General features: G+C 40.7%; 23 protein-coding genes. 14 read left to right on the top strand and 9 right to left on the bottom strand.

The genetic code is table 11. The annotated features are described in order from the left end of the window. Window positions 1–43: 43 nt before the first annotated feature. Complete coding sequence (locus KAU88_06480; protein ID MCK4478156.1) at window positions 44–361, bottom strand: zinc ribbon domain-containing protein; 318 nt, start codon at window positions 359–361, stop codon at window positions 44–46. A gap of 248 nt (window positions 362–609) precedes the next feature. On the opposite strand from KAU88_06480, the gene KAU88_06475 reads away from it, so the two are divergent. Next, a complete protein-coding gene (locus KAU88_06475) occupies window positions 610–861 on the top strand; it encodes a hypothetical protein (protein MCK4478155.1) in 252 nt (83 codons plus the stop codon). Between the two features lie 174 nt (window positions 862–1035). Here KAU88_06475 and KAU88_06470 read toward each other — a convergent pair whose 3' ends face one another. Then, window positions 1036–1791 (bottom strand): proteasome assembly chaperone family protein, encoded by a 756-nt coding sequence (locus tag KAU88_06470; protein ID MCK4478154.1) that lies wholly within the window; start codon window positions 1789–1791, stop codon window positions 1036–1038. 203 nt (window positions 1792–1994) lie between these two features. Next, window positions 1995–3293, bottom strand: a complete 1299-nt coding sequence (locus KAU88_06465) for an MFS transporter (GenBank protein ID MCK4478153.1) — start codon at window positions 3291–3293, stop codon at window positions 1995–1997. Window positions 3294–3523: 230 nt separating this feature from the next. Between KAU88_06465 and KAU88_06460 the strand changes: the two genes are divergently transcribed. The 4 genes from KAU88_06460 (at window position 3524) to KAU88_06445 (ending at window position 10432) form a co-directional block, all read left to right on the top strand. Next, window positions 3524–4795, top strand: coding sequence for a tyrosine-type recombinase/integrase (locus KAU88_06460; protein ID MCK4478152.1), 1272 nt, complete (start codon window positions 3524–3526; stop codon window positions 4793–4795). Between the two features lie 102 nt (window positions 4796–4897). Continuing rightward, the gene (locus KAU88_06455; GenBank protein ID MCK4478151.1) at window positions 4898–5236 is read left to right on the top strand and encodes a hypothetical protein; all 339 of its coding nucleotides are present in this window, start codon (window positions 4898–4900) and stop codon (window positions 5234–5236) included. 461 nt (window positions 5237–5697) lie between these two features. Further along, on the top strand, window positions 5698–6867 hold the full coding sequence (locus tag KAU88_06450) for a hypothetical protein (protein ID MCK4478150.1): 1170 nt from the start codon (window positions 5698–5700) through the stop codon (window positions 6865–6867). A 436-nt stretch (window positions 6868–7303) separates the two neighbouring features. Next, complete coding sequence (locus KAU88_06445; GenBank protein MCK4478149.1) at window positions 7304–10432, top strand: N-6 DNA methylase; 3129 nt, start codon at window positions 7304–7306, stop codon at window positions 10430–10432. A 234-nt stretch (window positions 10433–10666) separates the two neighbouring features. Here the strand turns inward: KAU88_06445 and KAU88_06440 are convergent, their stop codons facing one another. Continuing rightward, window positions 10667–10948 carry a hypothetical protein gene (locus KAU88_06440; GenBank protein MCK4478148.1) on the bottom strand — a complete coding sequence of 94 codons (282 nt, stop codon included), beginning with the start codon at window positions 10946–10948 and terminating at the stop codon, window positions 10667–10669. Between the two features lie 224 nt (window positions 10949–11172). Here KAU88_06440 and KAU88_06435 point away from each other — a divergent pair, with 224 nt between their 5' ends. Next, window positions 11173–11670, top strand: a complete 498-nt coding sequence (locus KAU88_06435; GenBank protein ID MCK4478147.1) for a hypothetical protein — start codon at window positions 11173–11175, stop codon at window positions 11668–11670. Between the two features lie 27 nt (window positions 11671–11697). Here KAU88_06435 and KAU88_06430 read toward each other — a convergent pair whose 3' ends face one another. Next, window positions 11698–13017, bottom strand: coding sequence for a glutamine synthetase (locus tag KAU88_06430; GenBank protein MCK4478146.1), 1320 nt, complete (start codon window positions 13015–13017; stop codon window positions 11698–11700). Window positions 13018–13244: 227 nt separating this feature from the next. On the opposite strand from KAU88_06430, the gene KAU88_06425 reads away from it, so the two are divergent. The 3 genes from KAU88_06425 to KAU88_06415 all read left to right on the top strand — a co-directional run bounded on the left by KAU88_06425 (window position 13245) and on the right by KAU88_06415 (window position 15096). Continuing rightward, entirely contained in the window at window positions 13245–13940 is a 696-nt protein-coding gene (locus KAU88_06425; protein ID MCK4478145.1) for a TIGR00266 family protein, read from the top strand. Window positions 13941–14008: 68 nt separating this feature from the next. After that, window positions 14009–14584, top strand: a complete 576-nt coding sequence (locus tag KAU88_06420) for a hypothetical protein (GenBank protein ID MCK4478144.1) — start codon at window positions 14009–14011, stop codon at window positions 14582–14584. 170 nt (window positions 14585–14754) lie between these two features. Beyond that, window positions 14755–15096: an MscL family protein gene (locus KAU88_06415; protein ID MCK4478143.1), complete on the top strand. Its 342-nt coding sequence runs from the start codon at window positions 14755–14757 to the stop codon at window positions 15094–15096. A gap of 190 nt (window positions 15097–15286) precedes the next feature. On the opposite strand, the gene KAU88_06410 is transcribed toward KAU88_06415, so the two are convergent. Beyond that, window positions 15287–15502, bottom strand: a complete 216-nt coding sequence (locus tag KAU88_06410; protein ID MCK4478142.1) for a hypothetical protein — start codon at window positions 15500–15502, stop codon at window positions 15287–15289. Between the two features lie 407 nt (window positions 15503–15909). Here KAU88_06410 and KAU88_06405 point away from each other — a divergent pair, with 407 nt between their 5' ends. Further along, entirely contained in the window at window positions 15910–16314 is a 405-nt protein-coding gene (locus KAU88_06405; GenBank protein MCK4478141.1) for a hypothetical protein, read from the top strand. A gap of 20 nt (window positions 16315–16334) precedes the next feature. Here the strand turns inward: KAU88_06405 and KAU88_06400 are convergent, their stop codons facing one another. Further along, entirely contained in the window at window positions 16335–17042 is a 708-nt protein-coding gene (locus tag KAU88_06400) for a hypothetical protein (GenBank protein ID MCK4478140.1), read from the bottom strand. Window positions 17043–17248: 206 nt separating this feature from the next. On the opposite strand from KAU88_06400, the gene KAU88_06395 reads away from it, so the two are divergent. Continuing rightward, entirely contained in the window at window positions 17249–17785 is a 537-nt protein-coding gene (locus KAU88_06395; GenBank protein ID MCK4478139.1) for a VIT1/CCC1 transporter family protein, read from the top strand. A gap of 696 nt (window positions 17786–18481) precedes the next feature. Here KAU88_06395 and KAU88_06390 read toward each other — a convergent pair. Beyond that, on the bottom strand, window positions 18482–18664 hold the full coding sequence (locus KAU88_06390; GenBank protein ID MCK4478138.1) for a hypothetical protein: 183 nt from the start codon (window positions 18662–18664) through the stop codon (window positions 18482–18484). 925 nt (window positions 18665–19589) lie between these two features. On the opposite strand from KAU88_06390, the gene KAU88_06385 reads away from it, so the two are divergent. Continuing rightward, the gene (locus KAU88_06385; GenBank protein ID MCK4478137.1) at window positions 19590–20393 is read left to right on the top strand and encodes a slipin family protein; all 804 of its coding nucleotides are present in this window, start codon (window positions 19590–19592) and stop codon (window positions 20391–20393) included. Between the two features lie 89 nt (window positions 20394–20482). After that, window positions 20483–21748 carry a nodulation protein NfeD gene (locus KAU88_06380; protein MCK4478136.1) on the top strand — a complete coding sequence of 422 codons (1266 nt, stop codon included), beginning with the start codon at window positions 20483–20485 and terminating at the stop codon, window positions 21746–21748. A 357-nt stretch (window positions 21749–22105) separates the two neighbouring features. Here the strand turns inward: KAU88_06380 and KAU88_06375 are convergent, their stop codons facing one another. Continuing rightward, window positions 22106–22780 carry an MFS transporter gene (locus tag KAU88_06375; protein ID MCK4478135.1) on the bottom strand — a complete coding sequence of 225 codons (675 nt, stop codon included), beginning with the start codon at window positions 22778–22780 and terminating at the stop codon, window positions 22106–22108. A gap of 282 nt (window positions 22781–23062) precedes the next feature. Here KAU88_06375 and KAU88_06370 point away from each other — a divergent pair. Further along, on the top strand, window positions 23063–23248 hold a 186-nt coding region (locus KAU88_06370), incomplete at its 3' end, for a DEAD/DEAH box helicase (protein ID MCK4478134.1).

Raw genomic sequence — 23248 nt, 5'->3', positions numbered from 1 at the left:
CGCGCGCGCCACGTTAGCGTGATCGCAGAAAAAGAGGAATAGGTTACTGTCTGTGGGTAAAGCCGTATAAAGCCCCAGCGACAATCAATGCACCAAAGACGATTATTATCCATGGCCAAAACTCAAAATCTGCAGGCAGTAGTCCAGGTAGTGTTGTAAGCCCCCAGAGTATTATTATAATACCAATGAGCAGACCTACGATTGTACCGCCATGTGGCAAGCCAAAGCATTCATCTTCTACTCGCTTTTCCCTTCGACTTCGTCTTTTTTCGATGCGAGATATCTGAAGAGACGCTCCACATTTACTGCATACTTCGGCGTCGTCCTCGTTCTTGAACCCACATTTAGAGCAGTAGACCAAGTTTATTCACTCCAACTCTTCATCATCTAGTTTGTTCTTAAAGCTTAGGGTGCACACGCATTTGAGAAAAAATGGAGGAAGTTGCGGGAATTCGGGAGATATCTCCATGTGTGAATGTTCTAACCGGACTATACTAGCAGAACACTGAACGTTACAGTTCCCTTTTTCGGTAAGATTATAGCTCCATTCTGGAATGATGATATCCTACCAAATTTAAATGCGCGCATTTCTGAAATGATGGTTAAACAATGGAAAAAGCTATCAAACCCCAAAAACTAGAAAACTCTGAAAAAACACGACCAAACATCTGGAAAAAATCAGAAGCAGGAATCTCAAACAAAAGTCCAGTTCCAAACCAACTCGACAGCCATGCAGAAAACCAATTCAAAGGCAATAAGTCAAAAGCCTTCAACCAAATGACGCAATATCTCAGAAATCATGCGTGGTTTCATAAGCTTCTGTATGCATTCTCAACTTTTTTGCGACTTAGGCGAGCTTAATTCAGATTGTGAAAAATATCTGAACCATCCGTAGCGCATGTGGCGTTCCTTATCTGCCATTGAAAGTACAAACTTAGCGTGATTGCGACTTGTGGGTGTGTTGTCGTTTGGCAAGATTCTATTAATTCTTAATCATAGTAATGTCTTGGTGGAATGCTGGCGCGCGTGGCGATTTTAGATGTATACTCTTTCGGGCACTCCGCTTTTTTCTTCTGCGTCTCTCATTTTTCGATGGCGTTCGGCAAGATCCTGTAATCTCTGTTTGATTTCTTCTGCTTTGTTTAGAAGCTCCTTAATGTCAACTTTCAAGTTATAGATTCGATTTAAGGTGTTTATTAGTGCTGCTGCGCCCTCGGGGTCGGGGATAAACGAGACTGCTGGGGTCAGAAGGGCGGTTCCAGAGATTTTTCTGGATAGGCATTCGTCTAGGATGCTGCCGGCAATTCCTTGAACGATTCCTGCAGTTATCATTCTTACGCCTTTTTCTTGATATTTCTTAATTGTTTCGGGTTCTGCGGCGCAGAATACCTTTCGCTCTTTTGGGAAATGGTTAACGCTGAATCCTTCTAAGACTATAAGTTCTTTTGCTCCTTTTGCCTCTATCCATTCTAAAAGCGTGGAGGATATTGGGTAGGCTCCGTCTGAGCGAAGTGGGATTTCGGAAATGACTGTGCAGAGTTTGCCTGTTTTGTTGGAGTGTATTCTGAAGGGGTGTCTTAGTTTACCTTTCATGAAGACCACTGCTGGCGGAATGTATCTGGATCGTAAGTGGGCGATTTCCCTCATCTCTAGCTGTTCGATGATGTGGGCAACTGCTATTCCTCCTACTAATCCGACTCCGGCGAACCCTAGAATGACAAGAGGGTTTTTCAATTTGATTTTTTCAGTTTCAACGATCTTGACTTCAGGGATTTCGTTTTTACTTGCCAATTCTTTTTCCTCAAGTATGTTAAATTGCGTATAAACTCTTCAGTGGGACTCTATATATCTATTCTTTTAGGCTTCAACGATGTGTATATGCGCAAAGTGGTTTTTTGCAATTGCATGAAGAAACATCATGTAGAAATTTTTGTATAGTTGCAAAAAAGGGTTAGAGTCGTCTTTGTCCGAGTAGCGCGTATGCGCGCGTAATACTAGGCTTCTCTTTCTTCAGGTTGGGGTTCTTTAATGCGAAAGATCGTTATGAGAATTGACAGGATGATTAGAATGAGCATGATTAGAAAGGGGATTTGCGGGGATACATTGTCGTACAAGAGCCCGCCAGCAAGTCCTCCAAAAGCCATGAATATGTAGGTGAAGAAGTGCATTGAACCTGTGACTTTTCCTCTCTGTGCTTGGGGGACAAGATCTGCAAACAAGCTTTGGTAAGCTGAGAAACCTAGAAGTTGGGCGAGTCCGAGAAGGGGCATTGCTATGAAGAGGGTGATGTAATTTCCATAAATGAAAAGCAAAATGGAGGGGATCATCAGGAGACCGGATATTATTAACGGGATTTTTCTGCCAGCCTTATCGAGCAGCTTTCCTACAGGTAACGACATAACTATCATCGCTAGAAATACAGCGATCATAACATAACCCCAGAGAACGCGCGCGTTTTGGAGAGCGGGATCCATCGCAAGTGTAAAAATCTGTGGTTGCGGGGCTCCCCCTATTTGAAGAACATAGAACCCGTAGACCAAGAAGAGCCCCATCACCATTGCAAATGCTGCACGCATGATAATGGTGGAGAAGAACAAGAACAATGTCGAACGTGGCACTGTTTTCCAAACGCTTAATCCTTGTCTTAGAGATTCCGGATAGGAGTGTAGTACGTCATTTAGAGTGGCCTTTTCAGTTTCTTTCATGCTCTCAGTTAATTTTAGCCGCACAATCGCTGCAACAATAAAGAATATCGTGACAATGGTGTACGCTATTCGCATGCCAGTCTCTGAGCCGTAGGTTGATATCAAGAAGAGAGCCACTAACGGAGCCGGAGTCGTTGCAACACTCATTATAAGATTTAGAATAGAGAATCCCATTCCTCGCTTTTCTGGCGGCAAGGAATCTGCCATCGTCGCCATCAGTGCTGGTTGATAAATCAGACAAAGGTTTTGTATTGCGGCTCCAATCAAAATGAAGTGCCAAGTTGGTGCTACTGCGTAGAAAATGTACGAAAAAGCTACCCCAAATGTCATTGTTGAGACTAACCAACGCCTACCATACTTGTCAGCCAAATAGCCTCCGGGGAGTTGAACAGAAGCTAGACACAACATCGAAACAAGAGAGATCAATCCTATAATTGTGGCACTTCCGCCAAGTTGGATCACATAATCCGGATAGTAAGTTCCCGGCAGTTCGCCTGCAAAATCCATTAGAATCCAGCTTATTATGAGTATTAAATAATTTCCCTTGATGAACGGGAACTGTTCCTTGAGATTTTCGGTGAATCTCATCAGCATATATCCTAAGAGCTTAGTTCCGATAGAGAAAGACGCGATAGATATAAGGTCTGCGTATGCGCGCACACCCATGCATGGCAGGATTTTACCAACATACATAGATGTTTTGGATGGTTAAAGGAAAAATGAGGGGGTTGCGGGAGAAGACCATACTTAGAGTTGGCAAAATCGTAAGCTTGATATATGACTAGCCAACAAGGAAGTATGGTTGAATGGAGTTGAGTGTGAAAGAATATTTGGATTCTGTTGCAAACCCCAATACAAGGAAGAGCTACAGGATTGGAATTCAAAAGTTTTGCGAATGGTTTTGCAAATCTCCTAGAGAAGTTCTTGAAATGAGAAAAGACGATTTGACACAAAGACAGGGAGAAGATCTAATTGAATATCGTAACAGAGCGGCAAGATTTGAAAAGGAAATTGAAAAGTTTCACAGTTACCTTTTGGAGCAGGGATATAAGACTAATACTGCGCGAAATTTGACATTGGGAATTAGACAGCTTTCTAGATTTTACCAAATGCCTATCAGAATCAGAGCGGGAAGTAAAGTCAGCAAGACCGTTAAGACAAGTAGAAGTTTCCCGTTGCGTATAGAACATGTCCGTAAAATGTTTGAGGTTGCAGACCTCAGAGAAAGAGTAATCCTAAGCATGGCAACGGACTTGGGACTCCGAATTTCAGACTTCATTAAGGTCAAGAAAGAAGAATTGCCTCCTTTAGATCAAGAATCGCCAATAATGTTTGATGTCATGACTGGGAAAGAAGAGGTTGTGGCTCATGGTTTTTTGAGTAACGAAACAATTGAACTTCTAGGGCTATATTTACCCACGTTGAAGAAAGATAACCTTTACTTGTTTCCTTCCAACGGTAAAAGGCACATTAGTGACGAATGGCTTAACCGATTGCTCAAAAAACTCGTTGACAAAGCTCAGATTAAATTGAATGGGAAAAGCTTAACGTTTCATTGCTTCCGAAAAATGTTTATGAGCACTGCAATAGATTCTGGAATCGGATTAACAGCAGGCAAAAAACTGTGCGGAAAAGCCATACCGAAAAGCGATGACACATACTTAACAACTATGCGACTAGGAGAAAAATTCATCCAACTAAAGAAATTCTTAACGATAAAGCACACAGTGCAACCCAAAACCCATGAGGTCATTGAGGAGTTAAGAAATGCAGTAACAAAACTACAAGAAGACGTCAACGCTTACAAGACAACCGCTGAAACCATAACCGAAAAAAATCAAGATCTTGAAGAACAGATAACAGAAATGCGAAAAATAGATCATGAGACAATGAAGGTAATTGAAAAACTTAAACAGGTATATCAACAAGGCATAAAAGAACTGGAAATGGAATTGGAAAAAGAAAGAACAAGAGTGTCCAATCTGTCAAAAATAATTCAGCCTTTAATAAAAAAACAGATGAGAAAACTGGGACAAAAAGTCGCAGAAGAGATAAAACAAACACAAACAGAAAACAAAGAAACAGATTAGCATAATTCCACCACCGACTTTTCTATCCTTAGTTTTCCCATTTCCCAAAAAAAGTTTTATTTATTCTACGGCTAGATGTAGACTTGTGGGAACTGGGAAATTATGATAACGAAAGAGGAACTATTGAGCGCATTGATAACTCGAGGTGCGATAACAGAATATGTGACAGTAAAGGCGCTTCTTGAAAACCCAGCATTATGGGGCGTGAAACCTAAAACTCTTGGTGTTAGGTTATTAAGGCTGAGAAGAGGAGGGCTTGTTGAAGGGAAAAAGTTGGGGAGAGCATATGAATACAAAATGACCAAAAAAGGCTTGGAGAGACATAACTACTTTTACGAAAAGCGGAAATTAAAGAAAGAAATTGAACAATTCAAGAGAAGAATTGATGAAGAATATGATAAGTTTGTATTACAGAAGCTATTGGAAGCCACAAGAGGCTAATTTCTGCGCGCATTTCAATTTGATAGCTTTCCATTATTTCAGAAGTGTGCGCTTTTCCAAGCATGCATGCGCATAAGAGTCCCGATTTTTCCAGTTCCCATTTTGGGGGTTTCCCACAATTTCCAGAGGGAAACTCAATTTTGAAGGGAAATTTGTTGTCAGAAAAGTTGGGAATTGATCTGCAAGACTTTAAATTCGTTAAGAACCTCAGATTAGGAGTATTTATATCCAGCAATCTAAGCGTTTTCCCATTTTCCCTTTCCCTTTTAGGTTCCCATTGTATAATACGGGTATTTAATGAAAATTAACGTCAAAACAGAAATGGGAAAGGGGTAAGGGGATCTATATGGGAATAGACCTATGAAAAATGGCTCTTTCTTAACCCTCTGCTTTGCGTATGTTCAAGTCTCTGATAAGTCTTTTATATCGTGCATATTGTTTAAATTGAATTGGTAAAGATTATGAATGAAGCTAGCAGAATCGATTTGTTAAAGAGTGAATGTCTTAGACTCTTCGAGTTCAAGAATGATAATAGACGGTATGAGGATGAAACATTAAAACTGGAAGCGAGAGTTATCCATCATAAATTAGATCATACAATTGATCCTACTCATCTGCGATATTTTCTACTGCAACAAATGTTCAAAGAGAAACTCTCATCATTAAACCGCGACGAGTTCAATAAATCAGTCGAGAATTTTTTCAGCGTGAAGAAAACGAACTTCTATTTTCAATTGTCAGAATTAGAAAAGTTCCCTAATAATTATCGACTAGGCTATGGAGTACTTTTAACTTTTAAGTCAATGCCTCAACTAGTAAAAGTTTTTGCTAAATCCCTAGCTAAAGGTAAAATTGTAAATGAGAAACCAGAAAAAGAACGGATATTAAGAGAAATAGTTAAAAAAATAGTTATTCCACAGGATCCGCATATTGGGTATTGGTTAAAGATAACCACATCTGCTATTAGTTACTCTATAAGGTTTGAGAATGCGTTTGAATTTTCAGAAGAGTCTCTTGACATACTCAGAATAGCAACGCCTACAGCTAGAATTCATTTGCCTCAACACGCGATTGGAATGAATACTAACGAAAACAAACCCTTTCTTGCAACTACTGTGGAATTTAACAGATACCCATACTATTCCCGTAAACAGAAACTAATTGATAGACTGAATAATGTGTGCGTTAAACCTTCCTCAGAGTTGGAAGAACGCATTAAAGATGCTCTTCATTTCCAAAGAATAGGCGATAATCATTCTCCAGACCATCAAAGACTCTTCTTTTATGTAGCCGCCATTGAACGATTAATCATTAGTAGTAAGACGGATCTTACTCACAAGTTTTCTGAGAAAGGAGCAATCTTATTGGGTAATGATTTGAAGGATAGACTAGATCTATCAGAAAGTTTAGAGAAGCTGTATCGAAAGAGGTCAAGTATTGCCCATGGCGGACGATCCAAATATGACTTTTTCATGACTATAGACGCACGTCGGTATCTCAACGAGATTATTATAAGGATATTGAATTTGATTGATGCACAAGGTCTTCGTAATGTCTCACCGAAGAATAAGAAGAAGAAAATGGGTGATTCACTTGACGAAATTGTGGATAGGATAATATATTCAGGATAGTTGAAATGACTATTCACAACTTCTCGAAGCATATTTCGGGTATAAGGTATGATTTGGAATCGAGTTTTGGACACTCCGCAACCCAAGAACACGGCACATTAGACACATCAAAATTAAGGGTGATATGAACAACAACAAAATAGAAAGACTAAACGGAGAAATCAGAGATAGAGAGAAAGTTATGCGAGGGTTAAAGAAAAAGGACACTCCAATATTGAAAGGTTACCAAATCTACCATAACTACATATGAGAACATGAGGGGTTAGATGGTAAGACTCCTGCTGAAGCATGTGGAATAACCATTGAAGGAAAGAACAAATGGAAAACTCTAATCCAAAATGCTGGTAAAACTCTTCGGAACTCTCACTCATAAAACAAGCTACCTTAGATAAGAAATCCTTTATTGTAGGAAAGCGTAAACAATTTATGAAAATAAATGAGTTTCCAAGCTAGTTTAAAAGTCTACCTCAAGGAACTAGAAAAGAATTTGGCTTTTGGCAATTATACAGAACACACCCATAGATTTGCACTAAAGAAATTTTTGGAATCTATCTATTCGGATGTTAATGTAATAAATGAACCAAAGAGAATTGAGTGTGGTTCGCCAGATTATATTTTGCTTAAGGGTAATGTACCTCTTGGTTACATTGAAACAAAAGATATATGTACTTCCTTGATTCAAGTTGAAAAAAGTGAGCAAATCAAAAGATATTTGTCCTTACCCAATCTTATTTTAACGGATTATCTTGAGTTCAGATGGTATGTAAATGGTCAGTTAAGAGAACCAATCGTTAAAATTGCTTCTCTAGATCAAGAAGATAATTTAATAATCAACAAGAACGAATTTGAAAAATTTCATGATTTGTTGAATAGTTATTATAGCATAGACATTCCAACAATCAAAAATTCATATGAACTAGCTGAGAGAATGGCTTCACTCTCACGTCTTCTCAAAGTTCTCATAATCAAGACATTTGAAAAAGAAGAGAATATAGGAAACCTTCATTCTCAATTCGAAAGTCTGAAAGAAATTCTAATCCCTGATCTCACCCTTGAACAATTTGCTGATATGTATGCTCAAACTATCCCATATGGACTATTTTCGAGTAGATGCAATCTACCTGATGAACCTGATTTTTCGAGGGAAAAAGCACTATCTAGCTTTCCAAAGACAAATCCATTTCTAAGAAAATTGTTTATTGAAATTGCGGGTTACGAGTTGGATGAGCGTATCGCATGGATTGTAGATGAAGCCACTAAATTACTTGCGAAAACAGACATTAATGCTATTCTTAATGAGATGGCGAAACAGAAAGGAAAGGAAGACCCTATCGTCAACTTCTATGAAACTTACCTTTCAGTCTATAACCCTGAGACAAAAGTTAAGAGAGGTGTATTTTATACACCACTATCCGTTGTTTCATTCATCACATCATCGATTGACAAGATACTTCTGAAGAGCTTTAACAAATCAAGGGGTCTCGCAGATTCGGAAACTCTAGTCTTAGACCCAGCATGTGGAACTGGAACCTTCTTATTCAAAGTCATAGATACCATCTACACCTATTTCTCTGAACAACAAGGACTTTGGAATGCTTATGTAACTGAAAAGCTTCTATCTCGAATATTTGGTTTTGAACTGTTGATGACTCCTTACTCTATTGCACATCTTAAATTGAGCTTACAACTTCAAGATTTAGGTTATAGTTTTTCTGGTGATGAAAGATTAGGGATTTATCTAACGAATAGTCTAGAAGAAGGTGTGAAGAAAACTGAAAAACTGTTTGCTGGTTGGATAAGTGAGGAGGCAAATATTGCTGCTCAAATAAAGAAAGAGAAACCGATTATGGTAGTTCTTGGTAATCCCCCATATTCCAAGATTTCTGCAAATCGAGGCAATTGGATACTGAATCTAATTAGTGATTATCGTGAGGTAGATGGCAAGCCTCTCAAGGAAAAAAAGCTCTGGATACAAGATGATTATGTAAAATTTATCCGCTTTGGTCAATGGCGTATTGAACAAACTAGGGAGGGCATTTTGGCTTTTATTACAAATCATGGATACTTAGATAATCCTACATTCAGGGGGATGCGTCAATCTCTTATGAACACTTTTGATTCGATCTTTATTTTGAACCTTCATGGTAATGCATTAAAGAAAGAGACAACCCCTGATGGGGGATTAGACGAAAATGTATTCGATATTCGTCAAGGCGTTGCAATCAGTATTTTTATCAAAAATCCAAGAATCAAGAAGAAGACAATAAGCTATAAAGATGTCTGGGGTTCACAAAACTCTAAGTATAGTTTCTTGGAAAATAATGATGTCTATACGATTTTGAAAAACAATGATTGGGAAATAATAGAACCTCAATCACCATACTATTTCTTCGTTCCAAAGGATTTTGCACTCAAGAAAGAATATGAGAGAGGTTGGTCTATCCCCGAGATATTCCCAGAGAGTAATGTAGGGTTTGTAACAGCTAGAGATAGTTTTGTCATAGATCGTGATCTAACACGATTAAGAGAGCGCATCAAATGTTTTAAGAATGATGAGGAAAAGGCTAAAGAGGTTATCCAGAAATACTCTCTACACGATACCTCAAGTTGGAATGTTTCAGAGGCGAAAAGAGACCTACAAGAAGACGTTAATTGGGAAGACGATTTTAGACTTTGTTTATACCGTCCCTTCGACTATAGACATATATTTTACTCAAAGCATATTCTAGAGAGACCTGTTTTTCAAATTCAAAGGCATATGCTCAGATCAAATCTAGCGTTCTTAACACACCGTCCTCATTCCCCAACCTTTGAATTTTCTTACGTCTTTTGTTCAGACAGTATTGCAGATCAATGTAGTGCAGGAAATAAGACTACTGGAGCTGGAAGTACCTATCTTTTCCCACTCTATATCTATTCTAATGATTATTCTTCTAAAAAACCTAACATTAACCGAGATTTTATCAAAGATGTTGAGACAAGGCTTAGACTAAAATTTGTAGATAAAGATAAGGGGAATCTTTCAACTACAATTGGTGTCAAAGATTTACTCTACTACATTTACGCACTCTTGCATTGCCCAACATATAGACAACGATATTCAGAGTTTCTTAAGATAGAATATCCTCGAATCCAGATAACTGAAGACTTAACTTTATTCCATTCTTTAGTTCAGATGGGTGAAGAGCTAGTGTCTCTTCATCTGTTGAAATCACCAGTTTTGTCTCAATTTATTACATCCTTTCCGAGAAGTGGAACAAATAGAGTACAAGGAAAGTATCCGAGATATGAGGAAGAAAACGAGAGAGTCTACATAAATAAGGATCAATACTTTGGCAAAGTTGAGAGAGAGATATGGAACTTTCAAGTTGGAGGTTACCAAGTCTGCTATAAATGGCTAAAAGATAGACGAAAATTCGAATTGACGTATGACGAAATTGAATTGTATCAAAAAATTATCGTTGCCATTTCTAGAACGATTGAGATAATGAAAGAAATAGACGAACTTATCGATAAATATCCACTTTCAAAGCGAGAAAAGTTTTCTTCGCAGACAACGATATAAGTTCACTAAATTCCAAAATGTTACTATCAGACGAAAGTTTACAAGTATCCTAATCTGACGAAGACTTGACAGAACCCGCCAACACAATATTTATAAATACCCTCTGATTATCACTTTCTGTATATCAAGAATTCACGAAATCCAACTAATAGTTTGGTCTTCGGGAGATATCTCCATTATAGGCTATTCTAACCTGACTATACTACAGATACTCGAATAATACTATGCGCGCGCTTATTCTTCGTATACTAGCAATAAGTTCTGGTGTTCGTCAAGATATTCCTGTCCTTGTAGCGTTCTCAGTAATGCGAGTCCTTTCTCAGTGACTGTGTAAACGACTCTTTTCTTGTCTAAGGGGAGTTTCTCAACAAGTCCATGCAGAATCAGAAAGTCCAAATACTCCTTCAGAATACCCCACTCTTCGTCGACCTGATAAAGAATTATCTCAAGTTCCAAGGGTCGAGAAACCAAAACTTCAAGAATGCTAAGATACCTTTCCAGCTTTGAACGAGTCATAGCACCGTCTCTCTTTAAGGATATATTGCGGCGGATAAATCTCTTAAGAAACACAAGTAAATATTTGAAATTCACGTTTTCAGCAATGAAACTAGCTTGTGCACGCGCACGCACGACACTGACTTGAAGTATTTATTTCTCTTTCATAAGACATTTTCGAAGCCTCCTAAGAAACATATCGTTGAACCTCGCCCATAAGTATCTGAAACCGGAAGAAAAATGCCATGAATTCATCGCCGAATCCGGAAGCCATAAAAATGTACCGGAGAATCAGCGAAAGACTCACAGACCCCTCTTTACTGAGCCGGCTTGAAAAATTCTTTAAGAAAAGGCAGGCTTTGCCCGAACTGATCAAATGGGTTCATGACAGAGTAGAATTCAACAAGGGCGACATTGTGCGCCATAGCGATCCTTTTGAAATAATTGAGTACGGTCAGGGCAAATGCAGAGAATTCAGTGTCTTGTTCACAGCTATCTGCCTTGCGAACGGTTACCGTGCGAGGTTAATCCTTGACATGTCAGATCACGCGTGGACAGAGGTTTGGGACGAAAAGCAGGGCAAGTGGGTTCACGTTGACCCTTCGGAAAAGAGGATAGATGATCCTGAGATGTATGAACGAAACTGGAAGAAGAACTTGAAAGAAGTGTACGCTTTTGAAAACGGTGAAATTGAAGATGTAACGAAAACGTATAAAATAGCAAAGCAAGGTCTGGCGACATAGAATTAACGTTAGAGAAGCACGCCTAGTTTACAAGTTTCGATACCTGTCAAACTCCCAGTCTGTGACGCTTCTCTGGAATTCATTCCATTCTGTTAACTTGACCTCAATGTATTTTTTGAACGCGTGTTCACCTAATGTTTCTTCCGCCAATTTGCTTCTTTCAAGCTCTTCAATAGCTTCGCGGAGATTTGCCGGCAGAGTTTTGATGTAAAACTTTGCAAGTCTTTGATCGTCAAAGCCGTATACGTCCTCTTCTACGGCAGATGGTGGTTCAATCTTTTCTTCGATGCCTTTGAGACCAGCAGCTAGCATGACAGCGAAGGCCAAGTAGGGGTTGCAGCTTGGGTCGGGGCATCTTAGTTCAAGCCTCGTTGACTTTTCTCTTCCCGCACTGAATCTAGGAACTCTAATCAACGCTGAGCGATTTCTCTGCCCCCAGCAAATGTAAACGGGTGCTTCGTACCCTCGTACAAGCCGTTTGTAACTGTTTACCGTGGGACATAAGATGGCTGCGATTTCTCGCATGTATTCAAGTTGGCCTCCCATGAAGTAATAAGCGAGAGAAGATAGACTGTACTTGTCTTCTTTGTCATGAAAGAGGTTTTGGCCGTCTTTGCTGAAGATTGATTGATGTGTGTGCATTCCGCTTCCGTTGACACCGTAGATAGGTTTCGGCATGAAAGTCGCATGTAAACCTTTGTCGCTCGCAACAGTCTTAATGGCTTGTTTAAGAATCATCACGTTATCAGCAGTCTTCAAGGCTTCAGAGTATTGTATATCTATTTCATGTTGGCTTGGAGCGCATTCATGGTGCGACATTTCAACTTTTACGCCTAATTTCTCCAAGGTGGTAACCATTAACGCTCGTATACTAGTTGCAAAGTCTTGGGGCGAGAAGTCAAAATATCCAGCTGTATCGTGATAAGTTGCGTTTTCTTTGGATCTAAATAGGAAAAACTCGATTTCTGGACCCACGTAGTAGGAGTGCCCCTTGCTTTTGGTCTTTTCCAGAACTCGTTTCAGGATATATCGAGGATCGCCTTCAAATGGGTTTTTGCTTGGTTCATGAACGTCGCAGATTATCCTTGCCACGTTTCTGTCATCACGCAGCCAAGGAAGACGAAGGTACGTGGATATGTCTGGAACCAATAGCATGTCGCTTTCGTGTATTCTAGTAAATCCTTCTACAGAAGAGCCGTCAAACCATTTTCCATGGTCAAGGCAATCCTCTAACTCCCTGGGCGAAATCGTGGCGCTCTTTAAATTACCATAGAGGTCACAAAACATCAAATCTATAAAGTCTATTTTGTCACGTTCTATCGTTTGTAATATCTTTTCCTTTTCCATAACGTCACACAACATTTCTATTATGCTGCATTAAGCAGGAGTCAAATTTGATTTCATTGCGGTGAATTTAAAACTTATCTACAAAACGTTGTAGAATATCTCTGCGCTGTCATGCGCTGATGGTCCTAGCTGCTTGGCTGTAGAGCTGTTGGAAAGCGCGGTTCAGATTTGTGAGCGCGCAATTTTATTAACAAGTTCACTTACAAACATTTGGAGTGGGAATAGAAGTGGAATATGAAATTAAGTATAAGCCTTCGTATTCAATGCTTGTCGTCAAGTTGAAGCCCAGCGAAACTATAACCGCGGAGTCTGGAGCAATGACCTATATGGACCCAAACATTGATGTTCACACTAGAAAGCGTGAGAAAAGCCTTCTAGGAAGCATCGGCTTGAAATTGTTTGGACGTCAGTCCTTCTGGGTAAATGATTACAGAGCAGAACAAAATGAGGGGGAAGTGGCCTTTGTTTCAGCTCCAGTGGGCGACATCGAAACTTTAGAAGTTAAACCAAACCAAGGCTACATAATTCAAAAAGCCGCCTACATCGCTTCTACCCAAAACGTAGATTTAGACGTTCAATGGCAAGGCTTCACAAAAGGGCTCTTCGGACAAGGACTATTCATGGTAAAAGTTACAGGTGACGGAACACTTTTCATAAACACTTTCGGTGCCATAGACAAACATACACTGAAGCCGGATCAAACCTTGATTGTTGATAACTTCCACCTCGTTGCCTTCAGGGATACTTGCAACTATAAAGTTAAGAAATTCGGAGGATTAAAAGAAACTTTGCTGGGCGGTGAAGGATTAGTCACTGAAATTAGGGGTCCAGGCGACGTATATATTCAAACCAAGAACTTGAGAGAATTTGTAGAATGGCTTTGGACAATGCTTGAGCCAAGAGTTAAAGCAAGATCAAGATAGAGGGATATTCACACGCGCGTTTATGCAAAACAAGATTTGAGACGTCAAAACCTAAAAGGAGGAGCCTTATGCCCATAAATAAGAAAAAGTTTGAAAATGGAAAACTCCACAGCAAAGTAGAAGAGGAAATACTTTCTTTTTTGGAACAACGAAAAGATCGAGCCTTCACGTCCCAAGAAATAATGGAGGGAATACGCTATCACACGGAATTCAGTACCCCTGAAATCAGTAAAATGTCAACCTTCGCCATAGCAGATTTTACTGCCCTCCTTTATCGTTTGGTGGAGAAAAGAAAGACTAATATGAAAATCGTTAGGGGACGAATGTATTTTATAGCTGGAAAAGGCTGGGTGGCTAAATGCCCCAAGTGTGGAATGGAAATAGCCAAGCCGAGAAAGACTTGGAAGATGGCGGGACGCCCAAACCGAAAAGGTGAAAGAGTTCAACTTCACATAGGGCTTTTCAAATGTCCTAAACATGGAGCCTTCAGAACCGTCTTGGGCAAACAAAAAATCCCTGCACCCACAAGCGTAAGCAAACAGGCAAAAAAGAAAAGAAAACCAGCCAAGAAACGTGTAGAAAAGAAAAAAGCCACAAAAAAGAAACGGAAAAGAAAGAAAACAAAGGCTTTGTTACTCATTTAGCGAGCTGGCATGCGCGCGGGGCATGTTTGAAATTGGGCAATTTATAAAAGCAATTGAATATGAGGGAGCACTGAGGGAAAAGGTTGACGAAAGAAGATAAAATGTTGGAGGAGCTTACAAAGATTCGTGAATTGTTGACGCCGGCGCCACCCCCGCCACCAAAGGAAGGCATGCGGAATGAATTCAGGGACTTCCTTTCAAAGTACAAAGTCATGGGCCTTGCTGTCGCCTTTATCATGGGTGTTTATCTCGGTGCCCTTGTCCAAGCACTTGTAACAGGCTTAGTAATGCCCGTAATAGGCCTCGCTGTACCCGGCCTTGGAAATTTGGCCACATTCAAAATACCAGTTCCATCGACAGAATTGGATAGCCAGGGGACCCCAATAGACCCAAACTATGTTGGCCAGCTTTTCGTCGTAGGAGAATTCTTGGCAGCGCTGATAACCTTCATCATCGTAGCCTTCGTAATCTTCATCATAGTAAAGGCCACCAAACGGTGGGGCATCGAATAGCGCAACCTCCCAACTCTTTTTTTGTCAAAACAGGTTTAGGGAAAAACTAAAGGATAATTGTAAGAAGACCTTAATTAGAGGCTTCAAGAAAAAAGAAAGAACTTTACGCTCAGCCTCAAAGCGTTTTCTTTACTCTCAATGTACGTTGATTTTCATTTCTCTCTTTGTGCACGCACGTTTTCTAACGTGGCTAATCCATCCACCTATCCGAGACGAAATCCACCAGACGCCCAGTAATATATGGCATGATAATTATGTAGAGAATAAATGCAAGAACAGCTCCTACGATAAATTCTGCTGTATCCATTGCGAAATTGGTTATGGCGCCGATTATTGCGAAGATTATACTGAAAATTATGCCACAAACCCAATAGTTCAACGTTTTGTTTTTTAGCAATCTTCCCATTCAACTTTCTCCTTATACAACTAATGGAAAGCTGAATCTGTTGAATTCTCATATAAACCTTTTCCAAGCTTCAGACTTTCACTCTAGTCATTTAGCAGGTTCCAACATCTTTAGAAAATCTTCAGCCGAGTTTTCAGAGTATACGCTACCTATTACATCTCTAACGCGTGTTAACACCATATCTGAAGCTTTCTTGAGCTTGAGAGTTAACTTGCGTTTTCAACACGCAGGTGCATGTGACACTCAAATTCGTTAAGAGAACATCTAGAAGTTGTTTGAAAGGTTTCTCTTTAGATAACTACTCGCACACAAGCGTAAACGTAACCTGATGTTTAGATTCATAACAACTTTAAGAAGTTAATTAGAACTCTTTTTTGTGAGACAACCTAAATTTGGAGTTTGCAAAGTTGAAGATGACAGTTCGACGGCATAAGCTGGGCTATGTACTTGGTGCAACGCTTTGTTTCATTGGGCTTACTACACTTATTGTTGTGGCGTGGAAAGCATGGCCGAAACTGTTTTCTGACGCAGATCCCATGTCAGCCTTTTGGGCTTTTCTCTGGGAAGAACAACTCATTCTGACTCATAGTATCGAATTCAAACTAGCATACTTCGTAATTTTGGCAGTGGCAACGTTGATTTTAGGGATCGCGGTGCTTATTTTCAGTCGACAAAAATTCTTTCTTCCTGGCAAGACGATGAAGTTGCAATGTCCTTTTTGTAAAAAGAAGTGGCGGGCAGGTTACCCCAGAGGTCAAGTGACGTGTCCCCATTGTCGTCATTCGGTTCACCCAAGAATGATTGAAGAATAATGCCATGTGTACCTATTCTATTACTCAATGAGCATTAGAATGTCTTCTAGGATGTATTCTACGAATTCTTCAGGAGTGCTTTTGCTGAAGAGTGTCACTACACTATTCCTCGTCATCCCGACTGTAATCCCGCGCTTATGGACTTCAAAGACGACATACCAGATTTTTCCATGTTCAAGATAATCACGATATAGCTTTGTATCAGTGAGCCCCGATCCTGCCAGACAAAGTTTTTCTACGCCAGGTATGTCAACCTGGTCAAACCATATGAGCCTTGTCGCCTGTGGGTTTGATTCGTGAAGCTTCTTCAGAGTTGCGTGGGAAATTTTTGCCTCGACAATCGCATGCGGCGTGATAAAAAGGACTTTGCTAAGCTTGTTCGCAACGTAGTTTGTTAATAGTTTTTTCACTCCGCGGGCCACAGAAGGCGCTGATACGATGATGAAAACTCTTCCATTGAATGATTTAATCCAAAAAGAGGACTCTTCCGTGATGGGGGTCTCGATCAACTTCCGTTTGTAGAAACGTCTTTGCACGAAATCTTTGCTGAAAACACCTGAGACCGTGCCCTCTTCTAGTTTCAAGTCTAGAATTTCTGTTACTAGGTTTACGGTTTCGCCCTTCTCTGTTTCGTAAAGTTCCTCTTCTCGGAAATCCTTGAGCTTTCCAACTATTAGTTCGGGGTTAGCTTCTTCTTTTATCTCGAAGATTTTAGCGGGCAGGACCAATTCTTACACCACAAGACAATTTCGAATATCTGACTTTAAAATGTTCCACCAAGCACTAGAGTAGCCAAGCGGACAGGTCCGCGTATCGCATGTCTCTCCAAGAATTTAACTACGTGACGGCTTATTCGTGGTCCGATTGGCCTCTTTGTCAACACAATGTATAAATCGTGGTCATCTGGCTAGCTTTTAGAACAAGGGGCTGCAAGATGACTGAAGAACCATCAAAGGAAAGCTATCGTTTAGAAGGAATCGCCTTTGGGCTTGCTGATGGTTTGATTATGTGTTTAGGTCTGATAATAGGGGTTGTTGAGGTTACTGCCTCCACTCGGTTTGTGATAATTACTGGAATAATCGGTGGCTTTGCCAACGCATTTGGAAATTCCATCGGGTTCTTCATGTCTCAATCAGCGGAAAGAGCATTGCAAATCCACGAAACGACAGACCTCGGAGCAACAACAAGAATACATTCCAAGAAGGAGATCCTCGCAAACACCCTCTTTGCATTCACATCAACAATCGCCGCTGTGCTAATTCTATTATCCCCATTCATAGTTCTTCCCATAAACCAAGCTACAATACTTACATTCGTAATCGGAACCATAATGGCATTCATTCTAGGAAGCTACGTAGGCAAAATAAGCCATGAAAAGCCCTACAAAGAAGGACTAAAATATGCTCTACTCGCCATATTAGGAGCCATAATCGCTCATTTCATAGCAGACTGCATCCAACTATTAATCTAAAAACAATGTTAGAACAATATTTCCTTATTCCAGCAGTCCTAATTTTTCTATCTGCTCAATAATTCCAAGCTGCTGTCATCTGTTAAAACTGGATCGTACGAAGCATCATCATGACTTCATCATGTCTTTTCTCTTCAATCTCCATTACCCCTCTTAACTAAAAAGTCCCTCCACTACTTCCTCTTTGAGATATTAAAAACTACGGAAAGGCAGTATCAGAAGCATCTAGGGTTTTAAGGTCTGCTGGTCGATTTGTGTTTTCGATTCCTCATCCCTATTTTAAAAAAAATAGTCAATAGGAGAGAGCAGATGCAACAGATACATATTTTAAGGAAACTGAGTATCCGATCCGATGGAATTAGGAAAGACTTTAGACGCTATTTAGAACAATCAGCTTTCACAGAACACTGACAAATTACTTTGATGTTCTCAATAGAAGCGGTCTGTTTGTCTCAAGGTTTGCGGAGCCAAGAAGGGAGGTAGAAGTGTTGCGGACGCTACGCAAGATCAAATATGTAAAAGAACCACTCATGTTGTATGGTGCGTACGATTTAGCATGCAGGCATTAGTAGTGATAATTGAAGCACATATTGTGGGAGATCTTTATGAAATTGTACGTACGAGAATAAAGCGAATGGGCGGGGTGCAATTTGCAACGTCTATAGATGATTGAAGGCTCGCGAGCTTTTCAGAAGCTCATTTCTCAGAATTGACTTTCACCATGAAAGCAGTTTTTTTGCCTTCGTGGCTCCTTTCACACATTAGCGCTGCAGTTTTTCCATCCTCACTTATCCACACACATTTGCCGAAGTGCCCCCTCTCTGGATGAAACTTCTCATCCGCTGGAATCTTCATCTTATCTCCAATTTTAATCTCCATCGTCAGCACATCCTCCCTAAACATTTGATGATTGTCTTGAAAACACCAATCACACCTATTCGTGGCATATACTTTTCTCCTTTTTAATAACCACTATAGCTATTAAACTTTGTTTGGAGACACACTAACGGCAAGAGCCTGGCTCAAGTTTCTTACTGATTATGAAATACCGAAAATCTAGGCAAATCCAAAAAACTAAGAGTTATACAAGAGGCTTTTTCATAGATCATAAAAATTGAATTAGAAGATAGTCTGACTCTCATTATGGGATTGCGGAAAGATGTGAGAATCATGGATGGAGAAGGATTCAAGAAATTCTTGAAGCGAGATGGTTGATCAAGGAGCGGTGTACAAAGTGTGCGGTTAGTTTTGAACAGTACTCTGCAAGAGCATCGTAATGGCAAGGCAGTTGATAAGGCAAGTCCAGAGGATATGAATGGCCTACTCTTGACCTTTGCTGGCAAATCGCAGTGATGAACGCATCACAGATTTGGTGGAGTTCATTCTGGGCTTACAAGGTCCCTCGGCCTTTGGGAATATATCCCTTATCCAAAGGCTTCCCGCTGGATAACATTTGAACTATTACGTTCAGTTTCAAAATTAGATGATTCAACAGAATGGTCAAGCCTAGAGCCGCGAGCTCCATTTAGGACGTATCCCAAAAAGGAGAAACGTTGCTAGAATTAGAGATCTGAGTATCATACTCATATATTGTTCTCCACTCACAACATAAGTTCTGTTTCAAGATTTTGTATGGTTTCTTGTGCTTTAGTACTATTTTCTTGGCTTCCTATTGTTTTTCTTCTGCAAACCACTTTGGTTACATGTGCGTACATATAACGGGCTCCTTTGGAGGGTGTGCTGAGGAGGAGAAGGGGGACTTGAGATATACATTTATTAATGGGCATCTTTCAATGGTTTTTCAGTGATTCCTTTGATATATGAAATCCTTGCCTTGTTTGTTCTCGTGATAATTGTCCTATCCATCCTGACGTCTTCGATTAGAATCGTGAGAGAATATGAGAGAGCAGTTATTTTCCGCTTAGGTCGACTCGTCGGTGCCAAGGGTCCAGGATTGATTTTCATTATACCAGGAATCGACAAAACACGCGTAGTGGATTTAAGAACCATAACATACGATGCACGCATGATAAAAATAATTACGAAGGATAACATACGGTGCGATGTAGACTCGTTTGTGTATTATCGAGTGATCGATCCCATAAAGGCGATCTGCGAGGTAGAGAATTACGTTCATGCCACTCAAACGTTAGCAAAGACCGTGTTACGGGATGTCTTAGGTCACGCGGAGCTTGATGACCTGTTGATAAAAACGACAGAGTTCACAAAGCAGATTCAGGAGGAAATAGATGAGACTACCGACCCGTGGGGTATAAAAGTGAGCGCGGTAGCCATCAGCGATGTCCTACTTCCGGCGGAAATGCAGAGGGCAATTGCAAAGCAAGCAGAGGCTGAGAGAGAGAAGAGAGCTAGGATCATCGTGGCTGAGGGAGAATATATCGCAGCGGAGAAGATGGCGCTTGCCGCAGAAGTCTACAGCAAAAGCCCGATCACATTAAAGTTGCGAGAGCTCCAAACACTGACAGACATTGCACGAGAAAAGAATCTGGTAGTGGTTACTTCGACCACTGACTTGCGCGAACTTGGGAACATCGTTGCCATAGCCCGCGCAACCGCGGGAAAAGGGGAACAGGTTAAGAAGAAATGAGCCTACGTGTCGCGCGCGTACTTGTTATAATCCTCTTTTTTTCTGTATGGCTGGGTGTTTGTACTTCTTTTGGATCCAGCAGTGATTCGGTGATCGTTATAGAATTAGATGGAGTGATCAACTTTGGTGCTTCAGAACTTATTAAGGAGGGGCTGGATGAAGCCTACAAAATCAATGCTAAGGCCGTGGTGCTTCTTTTAAACACTCATGGAGGCTCGCTAGATGCAACATTTAATATTATAGACCTTATTGAACGGTCATCTATCCCCGTGATTTCGTTTGTACATCCGAAAGGAGCAACGGCATGGTCTGCAGGCACTTTTATCGTCCTTTCATCACACGTAGTGGCAATGGCACCGTTCTCTATTCTAGGATCTTGTGCTCCACGGGCATACCCAACTGGAGAGTTGATACAGGATCCAAAGTTAATCAATTCGCTAACGGAGTTCATTGTGCAAAGAGCAAAAATGCACGGTAGAAATGAAACGATTGTTGCCAAGTTCGTGACGGAGAACCTTAACATAGGGGCAGAGGATGCGAAAAACTATGGAGTCATAGAAAAAGTGGCGACTACACTAGAAGAACTGTTAGATGTTGTTGACGGAATTGACGTGGAAGTGGCGGAAAAAGGGCAATTGACGATTCAAACAAAAAATGTGGCGATACACTATTTGGGGGCAAGCATATATGTGCGGGTTTTACGTGTCATCTCAGACCCTATGATCGCGTATCTCTTGTTCACTCTTGGGGTTTACGGCGTCATTTTTGGCTTCTTCACCGCTGGATATGAAGGAGAAATCATAGGAGGCGTCCTTTTAATCTTGGGTTTAATTGGGCTGGGGTTCTATGTTGATCTCTTACCTATTGTACTCATTACTTTGGGCGGAGTTTTAGTATTCGTGGAGATGAGAGAACTAGGACTCCAGTTTTTTGGTCCAGCTGGAATATTTTGTTTATCCGTAGGAACGTTGCTTTTGCTTCGATTTGATCCTACACGATGGCTGATTTCTCCAGAATGGTACCAGTTTTTCATGGTTGTGGTGATAGCTTTTGTAGGAATTTTGACAGGTTTCTCAGCGTTGGTTCTTTATAAGATAGTTAAGGCGAAGAAAAAGCGGCTTACTGTGCTTGAACTTATTGGTGGAATTGGTCGAACGTTAGATGAGATTGGCCCGGAGAAAGTGGGGTTTATTCGGTTTCGTGGTGAGTATTGGAGGGCACGTTCAGACACGATCATAAAGCCTAATCGTAGGGTAAAAATTTTGGCAAAGGAGGGGCCAACGCTCATTGTTGAGCTCATAGAAGAGGAGGTTATAGCCGGTGAGCCTGAGAAAAGTAAACCATCTCAAAGATAGTTTAGTGTACATGCACGATATCACATGTTTACTTTCTTCCCTACGAGCAGTATGTATAACAGCTGTTCATCCTCTGGCGTGTAAGGCTTCATATTTGGCACGTTCACAATATCAATAGCCATCTACTTGTTGAGTTATAAAGCATCAGAAAAAGCCAAAAAACTAAATGGACGCCGCATAAAAAAGGGGAGTTTGCGGGGATGTCTCCACTGTGGAGAGGGTTCAAATCCCTCCCGCCCATCAGTTTCGAAGCATCGCAGATCCATGTTGAGAGAGCAATTACTCTGTGAAAGTTCCAAGAGTCACGGGAGTTACTTCCTGCGCTGCGATATTTACTCTTCCTTCGTCTTGGGCTCCTTAACTGTGAATAGTATTAGCAGGCTTACAGTAGCCCCTAGGATCATGGCTAAGATGAAGGGATATGTGGGGGGCTACGCCGTAGAGGATCCCGCCTAGAGCCGATGCGGGAACTGTTGCCAGGATGTTCAAGGTTACGATTGTTCCCATAATTCTGCCTCTCTTCTCTTTAGGAATCAGGTCGGCTAGCAACGCGTTGTAAGCTGGCATTATTAAGCATCCTCCCATGGCGAACAGTAGATTTACAGTGAGTAGCAGAGGGAAATTCCTTACAGATATGAAGAGTATGGTTGATGGGATGAAGAGAGTGTAGGCGAGGAGTATGGATTTCTTCCGTCCAATCTTGTCAACAACTTTGCCGAGAGGGAAACCTAGAACGAGTGTTGCTGCAATTGAAGCAGTGTTTACGATGCCCCATTGCATCTCACCTACTCCAATTACGTCAAATACGTAGAGGGCTGTGAACATTCGAAACATAGGTTCTTCAAAAGCGCTCACCAGAAACGCCACTGTTACGAACTTAAGGGTCTTTGGCATTTCTCTCCAAGCTTCTACTATTGCGCCTAAAGAGTTCTTGGAAGCTCCAAGCATCTCTCCAAGCCTGATCTTTTGAGGCTGCTCAAGGGTTTCTCGAAGAAAAAACAGCATGCATGAAGATGTGAGTATCCAGTTCATGAAGTCTCTTTAGATCGCCCTAAGATAATCATGACCTAAAGTACTCGCTCAACTCTTCGACTCTTCGAAAAGAGAAATGCACGTGCATGCTACCGGCGGCGCCACAAGTCCATGACCTAAAATGTCTCAATGTATACGCGGGAATTCCCGCGGCCTTGGCAAACTCTTTTATAGAGTGATGGGGTTTAATGGAGTTGTCACATTAACTCATGCTTAATTTAAGAAGCTTTTGAAAGCTTTTAAGACTCATGAAAAATATCTGTGATAGGAATAACGAAACGTATGCAAGTGGAATACTTTAAGGATTTACCGTTGAGTTCAGAAGTGATGAAGGGGATTGAAGAGCTTGAATTCGATAATCTTTTTCCGATTCAGGCCCAAGCGATAATCCCGTTGTTAAAAGGCAAAGATGTCATTGGGCAGGCTCAGACCGGAACGGGCAAGACTGCTGCTTTTGGAATTCCAATG

It is taken from the genome of Candidatus Bathyarchaeota archaeon, assembly GCA_023131225.1.
Classification (GTDB): Archaea; Thermoproteota; Bathyarchaeia; order Bathyarchaeales; family SOJC01; genus JAGLZW01.
This window is presented reverse-complemented; position numbering and strand designations above follow the sequence as displayed.

What these genes read in the sequence shown, in the direction of transcription:
- KAU88_06375 (MCK4478135.1), bottom strand. Translation starts at nt 22,780, where the DNA reads ATGAACTGGATACTCACATCTTCATGCATGCTGTTTTTTCTTCGAGAA.
- KAU88_06455 (MCK4478151.1), top strand. Translation starts at nt 4,898, where the DNA reads ATGATAACGAAAGAGGAACTATTGAGCGCATTGATAACTCGAGGTGCG.
- KAU88_06390 (MCK4478138.1), bottom strand. Translation starts at nt 18,664, where the DNA reads ATGGAGATTAAAATTGGAGATAAGATGAAGATTCCAGCGGATGAGAAG.
- KAU88_06415 (MCK4478143.1), top strand. Translation starts at nt 14,755, where the DNA reads ATGCGGAATGAATTCAGGGACTTCCTTTCAAAGTACAAAGTCATGGGC.
- KAU88_06445 (MCK4478149.1), top strand. Translation starts at nt 7,304, where the DNA reads ATGAGTTTCCAAGCTAGTTTAAAAGTCTACCTCAAGGAACTAGAAAAG.
- KAU88_06435 (MCK4478147.1), top strand. Translation starts at nt 11,173, where the DNA reads ATGAATTCATCGCCGAATCCGGAAGCCATAAAAATGTACCGGAGAATC.
- KAU88_06395 (MCK4478139.1), top strand. Translation starts at nt 17,249, where the DNA reads ATGACTGAAGAACCATCAAAGGAAAGCTATCGTTTAGAAGGAATCGCC.
- KAU88_06410 (MCK4478142.1), bottom strand. Translation starts at nt 15,502, where the DNA reads ATGGGAAGATTGCTAAAAAACAAAACGTTGAACTATTGGGTTTGTGGC.
- KAU88_06440 (MCK4478148.1), bottom strand. Translation starts at nt 10,948, where the DNA reads ATGACTCGTTCAAAGCTGGAAAGGTATCTTAGCATTCTTGAAGTTTTG.
- KAU88_06420 (MCK4478144.1), top strand. Translation starts at nt 14,009, where the DNA reads ATGCCCATAAATAAGAAAAAGTTTGAAAATGGAAAACTCCACAGCAAA.
- KAU88_06465 (MCK4478153.1), bottom strand. Translation starts at nt 3,293, where the DNA reads ATGAGATTCACCGAAAATCTCAAGGAACAGTTCCCGTTCATCAAGGGA.
- KAU88_06430 (MCK4478146.1), bottom strand. Translation starts at nt 13,017, where the DNA reads ATGGAAAAGGAAAAGATATTACAAACGATAGAACGTGACAAAATAGAC.
- KAU88_06450 (MCK4478150.1), top strand. Translation starts at nt 5,698, where the DNA reads ATGAATGAAGCTAGCAGAATCGATTTGTTAAAGAGTGAATGTCTTAGA.
- KAU88_06475 (MCK4478155.1), top strand. Translation starts at nt 610, where the DNA reads ATGGAAAAAGCTATCAAACCCCAAAAACTAGAAAACTCTGAAAAAACA.